Below are 14,651 nucleotides of genomic sequence, written 5' to 3'. Positions count from 1 at the left end.
GGCGGTAGGCGTCAGGCGCCCAGCGGTGAGAGGGCTGCACGCGGCGGGACGATCCGGCTGAGCGCGGCGGGCCCCTGGGCCCCGATGGCGTCGCTCACGAGCTTCGCCTGCCGCACGATCTCGCGCGTGGTCGGCGTGAGCAACTCGCCGACGCCGACGAGGTGCAGGCCGATCGCGCGCAGGGCGTCCTTGAAGTCCCGGCCGATCGCGATGCCCATGGACCGCAGGAACCTCCTCAGCTCGTTCTGCGGGTACTTGGTCAGGACCACGTGATCTGCGAGGAGGACGCCGTCGGCCGTCTGGACGGCCCATTTCTTGCGTCCCACGGGAGCCCTGAGGAGCTTCGGGTGCCCGATGACGCTGAGTTGCTCGGCCACGGTGCTCTGGCGGACGTCGAGCCGGTGGGACGCGGCGTAGGCCCGCAGGAGCCGCATCAGTTCGGTGCGCTCCGACAGGGACACGGAGTCCGTCATGATGGTGCGCATGGCCCCGGAATCGAAGCATTCGACGCTCTCGACGACGATCGAGCTGATGCCGCGTCGGCTGAGCTCACTGGCGACGGCGAGTCCCGACAGTCCTGAGCCGATGACCACGGTGCTCGTATGCTCCGCGCGTACCGGCGGCACGGACGCAGAGCGGACCGGGTCAAGCGGCAAGGAATCCACCGGGTTACCTCCACACGACGTAGGGGTCCCGTACGGTCCGGCGCCTCTTCCGGACCGTACGGACTCCTGGCTGCGAACGGGTCAGCCAGGAGCGGTACGCGCAGGGGCGTCCGGCCCACGGGCCCAGCCCCCGCAACGGGTCTCCCGCAGCCTATATAACTTTTCAGACGCTGAATAGACCGGGGCCGGGCGTGTGGGTTACAAATGGTGGACCGGGTTGCCACCGGCGGTGGGGACCCGCGACGGAGGAGGATTGCCATGGTCAGCGAGCACGCAGAAGGCTTGTCGCAGGGGCCGGCGCAGCACGGCATCGTCGTGGGTGTCGACGGCTCCGACCAGAGCACGTGTGCCCTGCTCTGGGCCGCACGCGAGGCGGAACGGCGCGCATCCCCGCTGTACGTGGTGACGGCCTACACCGTGCCCGTCTTCGCGGCGTCGAGCATGGACGCCGGCTACGCGACGGTGGACGACGACGTCATCCGCGAGAGCGCGCAGGCCGTCCTCAACGACTCCCTGACCCACCTCGAGGGCATCGCCGTGGACGTGCATCCCAGGATCGAGACCGGCGACGCCGCCGGTGTGCTCCTGGATCTCTCCGAGGAGGCCGAGCTCATGGTGGTGGGCTCCCGGGGCCGCGGCGGGTTCGTGGGACGGCTCCTCGGTTCCGTCAGCAGCGCCCTGCCGGCCCACGCCAAGTGCCCGACGGCGGTCATCCCCGTATGCACTGGCGCGCGCCTCGGGCACCCGGAACTCGACAGGAAGCCGCGCAGGGACAAGGACCGGCCGGCCCCCGAGGTGCAGCCGGTGGTGGTGGTCGGCGTCGACGGTTCGGAGCAGGCCCGCATGGCCTCGCTCGCCGCCGCCGAGGAGGCCCGGTCGCGGGGGCTGGCGCTGCGCGTCATCTGCTCGGTCGCACCCTTCAACGGATCACTCGCCTGGGTGCCGGCACCCGTGGACCGGGAGGCACTGCATGCGGACCTCGCCGTCCAGCTCGCCGCCGGGCGCGACTGGCTCAAGAGCCACTTCCCCGACGTCGACATCCGCGTGGACCTCGTCGACGGGCCGCCGGCCGAAGTGCTCATCGAGGCCTCGGCCAGCTCGGAGCTGCTCGTCGTCGGCACGCGCGGCCGTGGCGGCTTCACGGGCATGCTGATGGGGTCCACGAGCCAGGGCGTGCTGCACCACGCCCGTGGGCCCGTGCTGATCGTGCCGGACAAGGCCGATCCGCGCCTCGAGGACCGGAGCTCGTTCGGGCCGATGATCGCTCCGGTCCGCTAGGGACCTGGACGCGTCCCGCCGAGGGATCGAGCGGTCCCATGCCGCCCATGGAGGCGGGATCCGTGACGGGGATGCCCTGCTCCGGGTCGAGGGCGTCGACCACCCGGTTGCCGCCGATGGAGATCGCCACGTGCCGGATGTCCGCGCCGCTGCCCCGGGACACGAGGGCGCGCGGTCGTGTGTCGCGTCACCCCCAGCCGAGTTCGTGGAGCCGCTCGTCGTCGATCCCGAAGTGGTGGGCGACCTCGTGGACCACCGTCACGAGGATCTCCTCGACGAGTTCCTCGCGGGATCCGCACAGGCGCATGAGGGGTCCCCGGAAGATGCTGATGCGATCCGGCAGGGATCCGGCGTCCCACCACCCGTCCCGCTCCGTCAGGGGTGTCCCCTCGTAGAGTCCGAGCAGTTCGGCATCGGCGGGCTCGCCGGGCCCGGGCTCGTACTCCTCGACGACGAGGATGGCCACGTTGTCCATGGCGCGGGCGAGGTCGTCGGGGATCAGGTCGATCGCATCGTCGACGGCTTCCTCGAACTCTTCACGCGTGATCTCGAACGGCACGCCCCGATCGTACAGAGATCCCCCGCGGTGCATCGGCCCGGACGGCTTCCGCAATCGGCAGGGCGGTCCGTCCCGGGTGATTTTGTGGAATCGGGAAACTGCCCCTATAGTTTTATAGGTCCACGACAGGGAATGATCCGCCGGAAATGCTTGCCCTTCCGGAAGGTCGCAGGAGCCCGAACTGTGGTTCTGGCCCCCATCGTCTAGTGGCCTAGGACACCGCCCTTTCACGGCGGCGACACGGGTTCGAATCCCGTTGGGGGTACGCAGGAGCTGCCCTCGCGGGCGGTCAACCAGGACGAAAAGTGCTGGTAGGCTGGAACTCTTGCAAACGAGCAAGTGAAGTTAGCAAGGCCCTGTAGCGCAGTTGGTTAGCGCGCCGCCCTGTCACGGCGGAGGTCGCGGGTTCAAGTCCCGTCAGGGTCGCTCAGGCGGCCGGATCCCTTCGGGGAGCCCGGTCGGGCTGGATACGGTGATCATCGTCAGATGGTTGCAAGGCTCTGTAGCTCAGTTGGTAGAGCGTTCGACTGAAAATCGAAAGGTCACCGGATCGACGCCGGTCGGAGCCACCGCAGAACCCCGCAGTTCCCCCCCTGGAACGCGGGGTTTTTTCGTGCCCGGGTGCGGGCAGGCCGCCCCCGGGGCGCATGGCGGGGTCGGCGTCCGTGGAGGGTCCCGGTGGATCCGGACGGTCCCGGTGCGACCGCGACTGCTCCTTCAGCACGTACCAGGGGCCCCGCCGTCCTCCCAGACAATGCCGTGGTTCGCGCCGTAGCATTCCAGCGGACGCCTCCCGCCGGGCCTGCCGCCCGTCCGGTTGCTCAGGAGAACTACCTGGGATAGTAGTGGGGCTTCCGAGCGTTGAACCCCCGGCACCGCACCGAGACGAGAGGGTACCCGTGAGACTCCTGCATTCCGCTGCCGCGCTCTGCGCTCTCGCAGTGGCCCTTGCAGGGTGCAGCCAGGGGGGTGGTGTCCCCGAGGAAACGGCACTCACGATGCCGGCCAGCCCGTCCGCGAGTCCTGGTCCGCTGCCCGGGTCGCCGTCCGACCAGCCGGGCCGGGCCACGCCCGCCGAGCCGGATGCCGGTGGCAGCACGGCCCCCGGGTCGACGGCCGGTCCCTCCGACCACTGCGTGATGGTGGCGGGCGGGGTCACCACGGCGATGCTGGCACCGCTGAGCCTGCGCTCGCAGTCCGACCCGGACGAGCTGCATGCCCTCGAGCAGCAGATCCTCGCCCTGCGGGACAGGGTGCCTCCGGAGCTGCACGACGACTTCACTGCCCTTGCCCACTCGGTCGAGGCGCCCCCCGAGGGCTCGGGCACCTTCGACGAGAAGGCGTTCCGGCGTGCCATGGTGCCGGTGCAGGACTGGCTCGGACGGCACTGCGCCGACTCCTGATGCCCGGGCCGACACACCGTCCAGGACGACGGCGGAGCCGCCCCTGCCGCCCGTGACGGCGTGGCTTAGGCTGGGCACAAGCGAAAGGGGCCCCAGTCGATGATCGAACAACCCACGGGACGACCGCTGCCCGTCCTGCAGGCCGCACCGGCCGGCCGGACCGTCATCGGCGACCCCGCCGCAGTGAAGATCGCGGCCATCGCCGCGCGCACCGTGCCCGGGGTGCATGCGCTCGGCCCCGGCGCCGGGCGTGCGCTCGGAGCCATCCGCGACGCCGTCGGAGCCAACGATGCCTCGCACGGCGTGAAGGTCGAGGTGGGGCAGACCCAGCTGGCCGTGGACGTCAGCCTCGTCGCGGAGTACGGCTACGCGCTCAACGCGCTCGCCGACGCGGTGCGTGCTGCCGTCTACGACGCCCTCACCGACCTGGTGGGCCTCGAGGTCATCGAGGTCAACGTGGAGGTCCTCGACGTCCACGTGCCGCAGCCGGCCGACTCCAAAGCCGTGGAGCGGGTCCGCGCCACGAGCCCGACGGGCGCCACGCAGGTCAAGCCCCCGGTCGAATGAGGACACCATGACACCCACCACCATCGGCATGGCGGCCGGAGCCGTCCTCGCCTTCGCCGCGCTGATCTTCGGGTTCTGGGGCTTCCTCCTCACCCTGGTGCTCGTCCTGTGCGGCGCCGTCCTCGGCCGGATCGCCGAGGGCAAGCTCGACCTCCGCGGCGTCTTCGACGCCCTGTCCGGCCGGCGCTCGTCCTCGTGACCCCTGCGTGATCAGCCCGTGACGCCCGATACCGTTCCCGCTGCCCCCACCCGCCCGCCGACCCTGGTCCTGGCGCGCCCGGACCGGGCGTCCCTCGCCGGGCACAACCGCATCACCACGCAGGCGCTCACGAGCCTCGCCTGCGCGGCGGCCGCCGCCGAACTCGACGTCGAGCCGGGCCAGATCAGGGCCACGTTCTCCGACGAACGCGGTCTCCTCGCGCTCCTCCTCGCGCTGCCCCTTCCCGTGCCGCCCCTGGCCCGCGTGCTCGACGACCCCGGGATCGTCGACACGTTCGGCGGCCCGATCCTCGTCCGCGCGGAAGCGGCCAGGACCCCGATCCTCCGGCGGATCGAGGAGCTCAGCGGGGCCCGGTTGAGCCGGGTGGATATCCGCATCATCGGCAGCACCGTCACCAAGGGGGCGAGGGTCCAGTGAAGGCCGATCCGCTGGACCGGGCGACGTCGGCGTCCACCGCCCGTCTGGTGCGCCGGGAGCTCTACTCCTCGCGGGCTCTCCCCTCCGTGGTCACCGCCGCCGTCCTGATCGTGGGATGCCTGGTCCTCCTGTTCGAAGCGGTGCTCAAGGCGGTGGGCGACAGGCCGTTCCTGCTCGACGTCGAGGCGGTGGCGGCCCGGCTCGGCACGCTCCCGGGTGGCGTCCCCGCTTCGCTGCTCGGCGCGGGGTCGGTGCTGCTGGTGGTCCTCGGGGCGCTGCTGCTCCTGCTCGCGCTCCTTCCCGGACGGCGGGCCCGCTACACCATCCCGAACGAGCGCGCCGCCGTCGTCGTGGACGCCGAGGTGGTGGCGTCGTCGCTCGCCCGCAGGGCGCGCGTCGCCGCGGGCGTGGCACCCGAGCAGGTCCTCGTCACGGTGGGCCGGGGTTCCGTCACGGTCCAGATCAGGCCGACCTCCGGCACCCCCGTCGACGCCGACGCCGTCCGCGCTGCCGTCGCGGACGACCTCCGCCGCTCCAGCATCGAACCCGAGCCGAGGATCGCCGTCGTCGTGGCCGAGTCCGGGGTGATCGGACAGTGAACACCACGCCGCGGCTGCTGAACCGGTTCGTCCTCGCCGTCGTCGGGTTGATCGCGCTCGCCCTCGGGGCCGGTGGCCTCGCCCTCCTGACGCTGCCCGCCGCGGCCGGCTGGTGGCGGTCGGCGGCGCCGCGGGCCGGGCAGGCCGTGGAGGACCTCCGGAGCCGGACCACGCTCGAGGGCCAGGCGGACACCTGGCTGTGGATCGCGCTCGCGCTGGTCCTGGTGTTCCTGATCGTGATGCTCATCGTCTGGATCGCCGCCCAGGGGAGGGGCCGCACGGGACTGTTCGCCACCGGCACGGTGACCGGCAGGGGTGGTGGCGGGGCGACAGGCAGAGGCGATTCCAGCGGTGGCGGTACGGCGGGATCCGTGACGATCACGGCAGCGGCGGCCGAGCAGGCGTTGAAGGCAGCGCTGCTGGAGCGGCCCGATCTCGTGGGCGCATCCGTGAGCACCTGGCGGATCCGGGGCGTGCCGGGGATCCGGGTCCGCGTCCTTCCCCGGAAGGGCGTGCCTCCCTACGACATAGCGGTCGAGGTCTCGCGCCTCGTGGAGGCCCTCGACGCGGTGACCGGTTCCAGGACGCCGGTGCTCATCAGCGTCAGCTCGGGCGCGAGGGCCCGTTTCACCCGGGCGGACCGCGTCGCCTAGAACCACGCGTAACTCAGGTAACAATTCTGTATCGAACCCGCCGTGGACCGGCGTCGGGTTGGCCGGAACTTTTGTAAGCGCTTACGCTCGGTTCATCATTCAGGGAGGCGGGCCGGCGCCGGTACCAGGCCTCGACCTCGTGACCAGCGCAGAACGTATCCCAGGACAAAGGAGTCTGTTTCAATGGCGACCACTCGCTCACGGAAGTTCCTGCTGCCCACTGCAGCACTCAGTGTTTCCCTTCTCGCCCTGTCCGGCTGCGGGTCCGAAGGATCCGACAGCGCCGGCGGTCCCCGCGACGCCGACTGCTCGGCCTACGAGTCCTACGGGACCTTCGAGGACGCCGAGGTGAGCGTCTACTCGACCATCGTCGACGTCGAGGCGGAACTGCTCGAGAACTCATGGGCCGACTTCGCGGACTGCACCGGCATCGAGGTGGCGTACGAGGGGTCCAAGGAGTTCGAGACCCAGATCGGCGTCCGCGCGCAGGGCGGCACGGCTCCCGACCTGGCCATCTTCCCGCAGCCCGGCCTGCTGGCCGACCAGGCTCCGAACCTCAAGCCCGCGCCGCAGGCCGTCTCCGACCTCGTCGACGAGGGCTGGTCCGCGGACTGGAAGAAGTACGGCACGGTGGACGGCACCTTCTATGCGGCGCCCATGCTCGCGAACGTCAAGGGCTACGTCTGGTACGACCCCGCCACCTTCGAGGAGAAGGGCTGGGACGTCCCCACGACCTGGGACGAGATGACCGCGCTGACGGAGAAGATCGCCGGGGAAGGGGAGATGAAGCCCTGGTGCGCAGGCTTCGAGTCGGGCGAGGCCACCGGCTGGCCGGGTACGGACTGGGTCGAGGACGCCGTCCTGCGCGAGCACGGTCCCGAGGTCTACGACCAGTGGGTCACCCACGAGATCCCGTTCGACGACCCCAGGATCGTCGCGTCCTTCGACCGCGTCGGGGAGATCCTGAAGAACGACGAGAACGTCAACGGCGGCTTCGGTGATGTCCGCTCCATCCTCTCGACGCCGTTCTCCGAGGCGGGCCAGCCCGTGCTCGACGGCGAGTGCGCCATGCACCATCAGGCATCCTTCCAGGCCGCCAACTGGCCCGAGGGGACCACCGTCGCCGAGGACGGCGACGTCTGGGCCTTCATGACGCCGCCGATCGACGCCTCGCAGGGCACCGCCATCACCGGTGGTGGTGAGCTGATCGGCGCGTACGCCGACCGCCCCGAGGTCCAGGCCCTGCAGACGTACCTCGCCAGTGCCGAGTTCGCCAACGCCCGCGTGTCCCAGGGCGGCGCCATCAGCGCCAACAAGGGACTTGATCCCGAGGTGGCGCAGTCGGACCTCGACCGTCAGTCGATCGAGCTCCTGCAGGACCCGAACACCGTGTTCCGGTTCGACGGCTCGGACCTGATGCCCGGCGCCGTGGGTGCCAACTCCTTCTGGAGCGGCATCGTGAACTGGCTGAACGGCTCCTCCACCGAGGAAGTCACCACGTCCGTCGAGGACAGCTGGCCTGCTTCCTGATGCACCGCGGCTGGTAGCCCGCCTGTCGCCGGGCGAGGCACCAGCCGCCCTCGACGGGGCAGGACGCGCCGCTCCACGCGGCGCATCCTGCCTCCGTCGACCATCCCTACTTCGCTCAGGTGCACCCAGGAGGCCGTGCTGTGGAAGACATTGCAGAAAAAGGGCTACAGGTGGTGGTGGGGCTCGCCGTCTTCGCCGCCGTCATCGGCCTCATCATGGTGCTCGTCGATCGGGCCCCGAAGAGCGGCCGGGAGAAGGTCCAGATCGCAGGGTTCCTGGCTCCGGCCCTCGTGCTGCTCGCCGTCGGCCTCGTGTTCCCCGCACTGCAGACCTCGTACCTCTCCCTGACCGACCGCAACGGCGAGTTCGTCGGACTCGACAACTTCGTCTGGATGTTCACGCAGCCCGAGGCACTGGTGACCCTGCGGAACACGGTCATCTGGGTGGTCCTCGTCCCGCTGCTGGCTACGTCGATCGGCCTCGCCTACGCGGTGTTCATCGACCGCGCGTGGGGCGAGAAGGCGCTCAAGGCCCTCGTCTTCATGCCCATGGCGATCTCCTTCGTGGGCGCCGGCGTGATCTGGCGCTTCGTCTACGCCTACAAGGGGCCCGAGCAGGACCAGATCGGGCTGCTCAACCAGATCCTGGTCTGGTTCGGCCGGGAACCGAAGCAGTTCCTGCTCGATGCCCCCGAGAACACCCTGTTCCTGATCGCGGTCATGATCTGGATCCAGACCGGCTTCGCCATGGTGGTCCTCTCGGCCGCCATCAAGGGCATCCCGACGGAGATCGTGGAGGCGGCCCGGCTGGACGGCGCCAGCCCGTGGCAGCAGTTCCTCAACGTCACCATCCCGACCATCCGCGGCTCACTGATCGTGGTCGTCACCACCATCACGATCGGCACCCTGAAGGTGTTCGACATCGTCCGGACGATGACGGCGGGCCAGTACGAGACCTCCGTCGTGGCCAACGAGATGTACACCCAGGCCTTCCGGGCGGGGGAGCCTGGACGGGGGGCCGCGCTGGCCCTGATCCTGTTCCTGATGGTGCTGCCCGTGGTCCTGTACAACGCCCGGCTGCTCCGCAAGCAGAAGGAAATCCGATGAGCACTGTGCCCCTGGAGAACGAGAAGAGCCTCCTGCCGAGCGCCGGCGCGAGCACTCCGCCGGGACGTCCCGCCCTGCAGAAGCGGGTCCGGCAGCGCCTGACCTCACGGACCGCGACGGCGGCCGCCGTCGTCATCGCCGTGATCTGGACCATCCCGACCTTCGGCCTGCTCGTCTCGTCCTTCCGGCCCGAGGACAACATCAAGGGCAACGGCTGGTGGAACGTCCTCACCGACCGCCAGTTCACCATCGAGAACTACGTCGACGTCCTCAGCCCCGGTGGAAGCCAGTCGCCGAACCTGCTCTCGTACTTCGTCAACTCGCTGGCCATCGTCATCCCGGGCACCATCTTCACGCTGGTCCTCGGCGCCATGGCGGCCTACATGTTCGCCTGGGGCCGGTTCAAGGGCAGGGACAACCTCTTCATCGTCGTCTTCGCCCTGCAGATCGTGCCCCTGCAGATGGCGCTGATCCCGCTCCTGCAGCTGTTCACGCAGGTCCTGAAGGTCGGGGACTTCCAGCTGCTGCCGAGCGGTACGTATGCGCAGCTCTGGGTGGCTCACACCATCTTCGGCCTGCCGCTGGCGATCTTCCTCCTGCACAACTTCATCTCGGAGATCCCCGGCGAGGTCATCGAGGCCGCGCGGGTCGACGGCGCCGGCCACAGCACCATCTTCTGGCGCATCATCATCCCGCTGGCCACCCCCGCCCTGGCCTCGTTCGGCATCTTCCAGTTCCTGTGGCTGTGGAACGATCTGCTGGTGGCCCTGGTCTTCTCGGGCGGAGGGGCCGACGTCGCGCCGATCACGCAGCGCCTCGCCGAGCTCCAGGGCTCCAGGGGCGGCGAATGGCAACGGCTCACCGCGGGGGCCTTCGTCTCGATCATCATCCCCCTCGCCGTGTTCTTCGGGCTCCAGCGGTACTTCGTCCGGGGACTGCTCGCAGGCGGCCTGAAGGGCTGAGTCATGACGAGCATCGACGACGTCGCAGCAGCCCTCGGTGTGTCGACCGCCACGGTGTCCCGCGCACTGCGCGGGCTGCCGGGGGTCGCCGAGGAGACGCGTGCCCGGGTCACCTCGACCGCCGACCGGCTCGGATACGTGCCGTCCTCGTCCGCCTCCGGCCTGGCATCGGGGCGCACCATGGCGATGGGCGTGCTCGTCCCGGCGATCGACCGCTGGTACTTCTCCGCGGTCCTCGAGGGCGTCGACCGGCAGCTGCGCGCCGCCGGCTACGACCTCATCGTGTTCAGCCTCGGCGGCGACGGCGTGAACCGCGACCGCGTGTTCCACCGCTCCATCCTGCGCAAGCGCATCGACGCCCTCCTGGTCATGTGCATGCGCCTCACGGCGGAGGAACGGCAGGCGGTCCAGCAGCTCGAGTACCCGCACATCGTCGTGGGAGGAGCCATCGAGGGCGTCCGCCACGTGGGGATCGACGACACCCGGGCGGCACGCGACGCCGTGGAGCACCTGATCGGCCTCGGACACACGAGGATCGCGCACATGCGGGGCGGCAGGTCCTTCGACATCGACTTCGAGGTGCCGCGCATCCGCGAGGAGGCCTTCAAGCAGGTCATGACCGAGCGCGGGCTGCCCCTGCGCGAGGAGTGGTCCGCCTTCGGCGACTTCACGTTCTCCACCTCGCGGGTCTCCGCCCTCGCGCTGCTCGACGATCCGGCCAACCGCCCGACCGCGGTGTTCTGTTCCTCGGACGAGATGGCGTTCGGCGTGCTGAAGGCGGCGGCCGAACTGGGCATCGACGTGCCGAGCGAGCTGTCCGTGATCGGGATCGACGACCACGAGTTCGCCGAGCCCATGGGGCTGACGACCATCCGCCAGGACCCCGGGGACCAGGGCGCCTACGCCGCGGACATCCTGCTCGGGGAACTGCTGCGCAACGAGCCGGCCGAGTACCCCCCGGCGCGCCCGCACCTGCTCGTCGAGCGGGCATCGACGGGGCCCGCCCCGGCCTGAGCGCCGGCCCGGCCGTCGCGCGCACCGATCCGCGACGGCGACGGCCCGGCGGACCTACGCCCCGACGACCGGCTCAGGAGGCGCGGGCGAGCTGGCGGATCGGGATCCACCGCGAGGCGAGGCGCCGGTAGGAGGCGGCGGCGCCCATCATGTCCGCCTCGGCCAGGCTCTCGATGCCGAGGCGCACGTCCATGGGGGAGTCGTCGGGGAACACACGGTCTGCCACCGAGCCGTAGTCCACCTCGACCACGGCGTCACGCCGGAAGATCTCGAGCCACTCGACGATCTCGGTGAGCTCGTCGAGCAGGTCCATCTCCGGGGCGCCGATGGCGAGCTGGGCGACGGAGCGCCTCCCGCGGTCGATGCAGTCGCCGATCCGCGCGAGGATCCGGACCGTGGACACGCGCCCGTCGTCCTCGACCACCTCCGTGAGGTCGTCCTCGTGGATCAGGGCGAACCAGGCGAACGGCACGCCCCACGTCGCCGACCGCGTGTGCAGCCGGGCGACGGTGTCCGCGAAGGTGTCGGGGTCGAGCCTCGCCTGGTGCGCCTCCCGGGCGGCCTCGGGCACCAGGACGTCGATCAACGGGCCGCGCAGGCTCTGGTCCAGCGACTCGGCGGCGAGGGTGGTGCGGACGGCCAGCTGGTTGGGGCAGTAGTAGGGCGCCGTCGTCCCGCTCGCACCGGGGAAGTGCGTGACCCGTACGAGGTCCGGCTCGTGGTGCGGGAAGGGATCCGAGACGCTGCGCAGGATGCGCCGCAGCGACTGCTCGTGCTCGATGGCCTCGGTCAGCGTGCGCTCGCGGACGCGCTGCTCGAGCATGGCGAGTTGCTGGGCGTCGGAGAACGCGTCGAGGGGCTCGTAGACGCGGAGGTACGAGACGTAGGGGAACGGCTGCAGGATGCGCGCACCCATCGCGCTCACGGTCCGCTGAGTTCCACGACGACGGGAGCGTGGTCGGAGGCGCCCTTGCCCTTGCGCTCCTCGCGGTCCACGAACGCGTTGGTGGCCCGTCCGGCCAGGGCGGGCGAGCCGAGGACGAAGTCGATGCGCATGCCCTCCTTCTTCGGGAACCTCAGCTGCGTGTAGTCCCAGTAGGTGTAGAGCCCGGGACCCGGCGTGAACGGGCGCGCGACGTCGGCGAACCCGGAGTCCAGGAACGCCTGGAACGCGGCACGCTCGGGCGGGCTGACGTGCGTGTAGCCGCCATTGACGAAGAGGTCGATGTCCCACACGTCCTCGTCCTGCGGCGCGATGTTCCAGTCGCCCATCAGGGCGATCTGCGCCGCGGGGTCCTCCTCGATCCAGCGCTGGGCATGGCCCCGGAGGACGTCGAGCCACTCGATCTTGTACGGCATGTGCGGGTCATCGAGCGCGCGGCCGTTCGGCACGTACAGGCTCCACACGCGCACACCGCCGCAGGTCGCGGCGATGGCGCGTGCCTCCTGGACGGGCTCGGTCCCGGGCTTGCCGAAGGCGGGCTGGCCGGGGAAGGTCCGCTCGACGTCGTCGAGCCCCACCCGGGAGGCGATGGCGACGCCGTTCCACTGGCTCAGGCCGAAGTGCGCCACCTCGAAGCCGCTGTTCTCGAACAGCTCCCAGGGGAAGTTGTCGTCCTTACACTTGGTCTCCTGGATGGCGAGGACATCGACGTCGGACCGGTTCAGCCAGGCTTCGACGCGGTCGGCGCGGGCACGGAGGGAGTTGACGTTCCAGGTGGCGATCTTCACGGACCCTACGTTACCAACGGCGGTGTTTACTCCCGCCACCACGAATCGAAGATGCTCACGGGCACCGTGCGCTTGTGCCGTGTGATCCAGTAGCGGTGCTCGATCGCCGTCGCGGCGTCGGTGTCCACCTCGCGTCCCTCGAGGTAGTCGTCGATCTGCTCGTAGGTCAGCCCGAGCTCGTTCTCGTCGGCCCGGCCCGGGAGCTCGTCCAGGAGGTCCGCCGTGGGGATCTTGTCGTAGAGCGCGGCCGGTGCCCCGAGCTCCTTGAGCAGGGCGCGGTTCTGGCGCTTGTTCAGCCCGAACAGCGGCAGGATGTCCGCGCCGCCGTCGCCGAACTTCGTGAAGAAGCCCGTCACGGACTCGGCGCCGTGGTCCGTGCCGATCACGAGGAGGTTGTGCTGGCCGGCGACCGCGTACTGCGCCACCATGCGGGCCCGGGCCTTCGTGTTGCCCTTGGTGAAGTCGGAGATGCGCTCGCCGGTCGTCTCCGCGTACTCCTGCTGGAAGCCGTCGACGGCGGGGGCCACGTTGAACACCGTCGAGGTGCGGGGCTGGATGAAGGCGAGCGCCGCCTGGGCGTCCTCCTCGTCCTTCTGGACGTTGTAGGGGAGGCGCATCGCGATGAAGTCGGCGTCGACGCCCTCGGACCGCAGGTCGTCCACGGCCAGCTGGGCGAGCTTGCCGGCGAGGGTCGAGTCCAGACCGCCGCTGATGCCGAGGACGAACCCGCGGGTGCCTGTGGACCTGAGGTAGTCCTTGAGGAAGCCGACGCGGCTCCGGACCTCCGCAGCCGGGTCGATGACGGGCCGGACGCCCATCTCCTCGATGATCTGTGCCTGTAGTTCACGCATGACCCCAACGCTACCCCGCTTCGATTTCTACGACGTTACGAAATCGGGGGGAACTCCGGCCGGATCAGGCGGAATCGCGGATCACGAGCGAGGTGGGGAGCATCGTGGCCCGCTGTGCGGGTCTCCCCTCGATCAGGTCCACCAGGATCTCGGCCATCTTCTTCCCGAGCTCGATGATCGGATGGTGCACCGTGGTCAGGGCCGGGGTCACCGAGGTGGCGAAGGAGTCGTCGTCGAACCCGACGACGGCGATGTCCTCCGGGATGCGCAGGCCGCGGCCCTGGATGGCGGTGTACGCACCGGCCGCCATCTGGTCGTTGCCCGCGAAGACGGCGTCGAGGGGCGTGCCGCGGTCCAGGAGGCGATGCATGGCACGGGCGCCGGAGGCGAGGGTGAAGTCCCCCACCTCCACGAGCCCGTCCGACAGTCCCGCCTCCACCACGGCCGTGCGCCACCCCGCCAGCCGGTCGATGCCCGGCGGCATGTCCTGCGGGCCGGCGATGGTCGCCACATGCCTCCGCCCGCTGTCGGTCAGCTGCCGGGTGACGCTGTAGGCCGCCCGCTCGTTGTCGACCTCGACGTAGTAGCTCTCCCTGCTGCCCACGAGGGGGCGGCCGGCGAACACCATGGGCAGCGATCCGGAGAGGTGCGTCCAGGAGTGGTCGCTGCTGTGGTGGGACACCACCAGCACGCCGTCCACGTTGCCGCCGAGCAGGAAGCTGCGCGTCTTCTCCGGCTTGGACTCCGAGGAGATCACCATGTTGAGCGTGTACTCGGTGTCCGTGAGGAACAGCGCGATGCCCTGCACCACCGAGGCGAAGAACGGATCGGCGAAGACCTTCGACGTGGACTCGGGGACGATCAGAGTGACGGCCTGCGCCCGGCGCTTGGCGAGCGACCGCGCCGCGCGGTTGGGCGTGTAGTCGAGCGCGAGGATGGCCTTCTTCACCGACAGTGCGAGTTCGGGATCCACGCTCGGCGAATCGTTGACCACGCGGGACACGGTGGCCCGCGACACCCCGGCCAGGGCCGCCACCATCTCCAGCGTGGCCACCGGCCGGGGGGCGCCTGCGTCCTGCGTCGTCGTCATCATCTT

General features: G+C 70.1%; 17 protein-coding genes and 3 tRNA genes. 14 read left to right on the top strand and 6 right to left on the bottom strand.

Annotated features, from left to right (window positions below):
* Nucleotides 1-11 precede the first annotated feature (11 nt).
* Complete coding sequence (locus tag ACX80N_RS07750) at nt 12-593, bottom strand: FAD-dependent monooxygenase (protein WP_459338915.1); 582 nt, start codon at nt 591-593, stop codon at nt 12-14.
* 330 nt (nt 594-923) lie between these two features.
* Between ACX80N_RS07750 and ACX80N_RS07745 the strand changes: the two genes are divergently transcribed.
* Nucleotides 924-1,943, top strand: coding sequence for a universal stress protein (locus ACX80N_RS07745; protein WP_459338914.1), 1,020 nt, complete (start codon nt 924-926; stop codon nt 1,941-1,943).
* Between the two features lie 187 nt (nt 1,944-2,130).
* On the opposite strand, the gene ACX80N_RS07740 is transcribed toward ACX80N_RS07745, so the two are convergent.
* On the bottom strand, nt 2,131-2,535 hold the full coding sequence (locus ACX80N_RS07740; protein ID WP_105032460.1) for a metallopeptidase family protein: 405 nt from the start codon (nt 2,533-2,535) through the stop codon (nt 2,131-2,133).
* Nucleotides 2,536-2,694: 159 nt separating this feature from the next.
* Here ACX80N_RS07740 and ACX80N_RS07735 point away from each other — a divergent pair.
* The 13 genes from ACX80N_RS07735 to ACX80N_RS07675 all read left to right on the top strand — a co-directional run bounded on the left by ACX80N_RS07735 (nt 2,695) and on the right by ACX80N_RS07675 (nt 10,973).
* A tRNA-Glu gene (locus ACX80N_RS07735) sits at nt 2,695-2,767 on the top strand.
* Between the two features lie 87 nt (nt 2,768-2,854).
* Nucleotides 2,855-2,928 (top strand) — tRNA-Asp (locus ACX80N_RS07730).
* Between the two features lie 70 nt (nt 2,929-2,998).
* Nucleotides 2,999-3,071 (top strand) — tRNA-Phe (locus tag ACX80N_RS07725).
* Between the two features lie 429 nt (nt 3,072-3,500).
* Nucleotides 3,501-3,905 (top strand): hypothetical protein, encoded by a 405-nt coding sequence (locus ACX80N_RS07720; protein ID WP_459338913.1) that lies wholly within the window; start codon nt 3,501-3,503, stop codon nt 3,903-3,905.
* Nucleotides 3,906-4,004: 99 nt separating this feature from the next.
* Nucleotides 4,005-4,472: an Asp23/Gls24 family envelope stress response protein gene (locus tag ACX80N_RS07715; protein WP_105032462.1), complete on the top strand. Its 468-nt coding sequence runs from the start codon at nt 4,005-4,007 to the stop codon at nt 4,470-4,472.
* Nucleotides 4,473-4,479: 7 nt separating this feature from the next.
* A complete protein-coding gene (locus ACX80N_RS07710) occupies nt 4,480-4,671 on the top strand; it encodes a DUF2273 domain-containing protein (protein WP_105032463.1) in 192 nt (63 codons plus the stop codon).
* 63 nt (nt 4,672-4,734) lie between these two features.
* Nucleotides 4,735-5,109: a hypothetical protein gene (locus ACX80N_RS07705; protein WP_105032679.1), complete on the top strand. Its 375-nt coding sequence runs from the start codon at nt 4,735-4,737 to the stop codon at nt 5,107-5,109.
* Nucleotides 5,106-5,708 (top strand): DUF6286 domain-containing protein, encoded by a 603-nt coding sequence (locus ACX80N_RS07700; RefSeq protein ID WP_459338912.1) that lies wholly within the window; start codon nt 5,106-5,108, stop codon nt 5,706-5,708. The genes ACX80N_RS07705 and ACX80N_RS07700 overlap by 4 nt, the downstream gene beginning before the upstream one ends.
* Nucleotides 5,705-6,361: a hypothetical protein gene (locus tag ACX80N_RS07695; RefSeq protein ID WP_459338911.1), complete on the top strand. Its 657-nt coding sequence runs from the start codon at nt 5,705-5,707 to the stop codon at nt 6,359-6,361. Before ACX80N_RS07700 ends, ACX80N_RS07695 begins: the two co-directional genes overlap by 4 nt.
* Nucleotides 6,362-6,544: 183 nt before the next feature.
* Entirely contained in the window at nt 6,545-7,891 is a 1,347-nt protein-coding gene (locus ACX80N_RS07690; protein WP_459338910.1) for an ABC transporter substrate-binding protein, read from the top strand.
* A gap of 140 nt (nt 7,892-8,031) precedes the next feature.
* Nucleotides 8,032-8,997, top strand: a complete 966-nt coding sequence (locus tag ACX80N_RS07685) for a carbohydrate ABC transporter permease (protein ID WP_459338909.1) — start codon at nt 8,032-8,034, stop codon at nt 8,995-8,997.
* Nucleotides 8,994-9,959, top strand: a complete 966-nt coding sequence (locus ACX80N_RS07680) for a carbohydrate ABC transporter permease (RefSeq protein ID WP_105032467.1) — start codon at nt 8,994-8,996, stop codon at nt 9,957-9,959. Before ACX80N_RS07685 ends, ACX80N_RS07680 begins: the two co-directional genes overlap by 4 nt.
* A 3-nt stretch (nt 9,960-9,962) precedes the next feature.
* The gene (locus ACX80N_RS07675) at nt 9,963-10,973 is read left to right on the top strand and encodes a LacI family DNA-binding transcriptional regulator (protein ID WP_459338908.1); all 1,011 of its coding nucleotides are present in this window, start codon (nt 9,963-9,965) and stop codon (nt 10,971-10,973) included.
* Nucleotides 10,974-11,046: 73 nt separating this feature from the next.
* Here ACX80N_RS07675 and ACX80N_RS07670 read toward each other — a convergent pair whose 3' ends face one another.
* The 4 genes from ACX80N_RS07670 to ACX80N_RS07655 form a co-directional block, all read right to left on the bottom strand.
* The gene (locus ACX80N_RS07670; RefSeq protein WP_105032469.1) at nt 11,047-11,889 is read right to left on the bottom strand and encodes a hypothetical protein; all 843 of its coding nucleotides are present in this window, start codon (nt 11,887-11,889) and stop codon (nt 11,047-11,049) included.
* Between the two features lie 5 nt (nt 11,890-11,894).
* Nucleotides 11,895-12,704: an exodeoxyribonuclease III gene (locus tag ACX80N_RS07665; protein WP_105032470.1), complete on the bottom strand. Its 810-nt coding sequence runs from the start codon at nt 12,702-12,704 to the stop codon at nt 11,895-11,897.
* 26 nt (nt 12,705-12,730) lie between these two features.
* Nucleotides 12,731-13,555: an ammonia-dependent NAD(+) synthetase gene (gene nadE / locus ACX80N_RS07660; protein WP_459338907.1), complete on the bottom strand. Its 825-nt coding sequence runs from the start codon at nt 13,553-13,555 to the stop codon at nt 12,731-12,733.
* A 64-nt stretch (nt 13,556-13,619) separates the two neighbouring features.
* Entirely contained in the window at nt 13,620-14,645 is a 1,026-nt protein-coding gene (locus ACX80N_RS07655; protein ID WP_105032681.1) for a LacI family DNA-binding transcriptional regulator, read from the bottom strand.
* Between the last annotated feature and the right edge of the window lie 6 nt (nt 14,646-14,651).

The sequence above is a fragment of the Arthrobacter sp. MDT2-16 genome (genome assembly GCF_054510925.1).
The sequence above is the reverse complement of the archived record's forward strand: the minus strand, read 5'-3'. Positions and strand labels throughout refer to the sequence as shown.

What these genes read in the sequence shown, in the direction of transcription:
- ACX80N_RS07745 (WP_459338914.1), top strand. Translation starts at nt 924, where the DNA reads ATGGTCAGCGAGCACGCAGAAGGCTTGTCGCAGGGGCCGGCGCAGCAC.
- ACX80N_RS07740 (WP_105032460.1), bottom strand. Translation starts at nt 2,535, where the DNA reads ATGCACCGCGGGGGATCTCTGTACGATCGGGGCGTGCCGTTCGAGATC.
- ACX80N_RS07720 (WP_459338913.1), top strand. Translation starts at nt 3,501, where the DNA reads ATGCCGGCCAGCCCGTCCGCGAGTCCTGGTCCGCTGCCCGGGTCGCCG.
- ACX80N_RS07715 (WP_105032462.1), top strand. Translation starts at nt 4,005, where the DNA reads ATGATCGAACAACCCACGGGACGACCGCTGCCCGTCCTGCAGGCCGCA.
- ACX80N_RS07710 (WP_105032463.1), top strand. Translation starts at nt 4,480, where the DNA reads ATGACACCCACCACCATCGGCATGGCGGCCGGAGCCGTCCTCGCCTTC.
- ACX80N_RS07690 (WP_459338910.1), top strand. Translation starts at nt 6,545, where the DNA reads ATGGCGACCACTCGCTCACGGAAGTTCCTGCTGCCCACTGCAGCACTC.
- ACX80N_RS07680 (WP_105032467.1), top strand. Translation starts at nt 8,994, where the DNA reads ATGAGCACTGTGCCCCTGGAGAACGAGAAGAGCCTCCTGCCGAGCGCC.
- ACX80N_RS07675 (WP_459338908.1), top strand. Translation starts at nt 9,963, where the DNA reads ATGACGAGCATCGACGACGTCGCAGCAGCCCTCGGTGTGTCGACCGCC.
- ACX80N_RS07670 (WP_105032469.1), bottom strand. Translation starts at nt 11,889, where the DNA reads ATGGGTGCGCGCATCCTGCAGCCGTTCCCCTACGTCTCGTACCTCCGC.
- nadE (WP_459338907.1), bottom strand. Translation starts at nt 13,555, where the DNA reads ATGCGTGAACTACAGGCACAGATCATCGAGGAGATGGGCGTCCGGCCC.
- ACX80N_RS07655 (WP_105032681.1), bottom strand. Translation starts at nt 14,645, where the DNA reads ATGACGACGACGCAGGACGCAGGCGCCCCCCGGCCGGTGGCCACGCTG.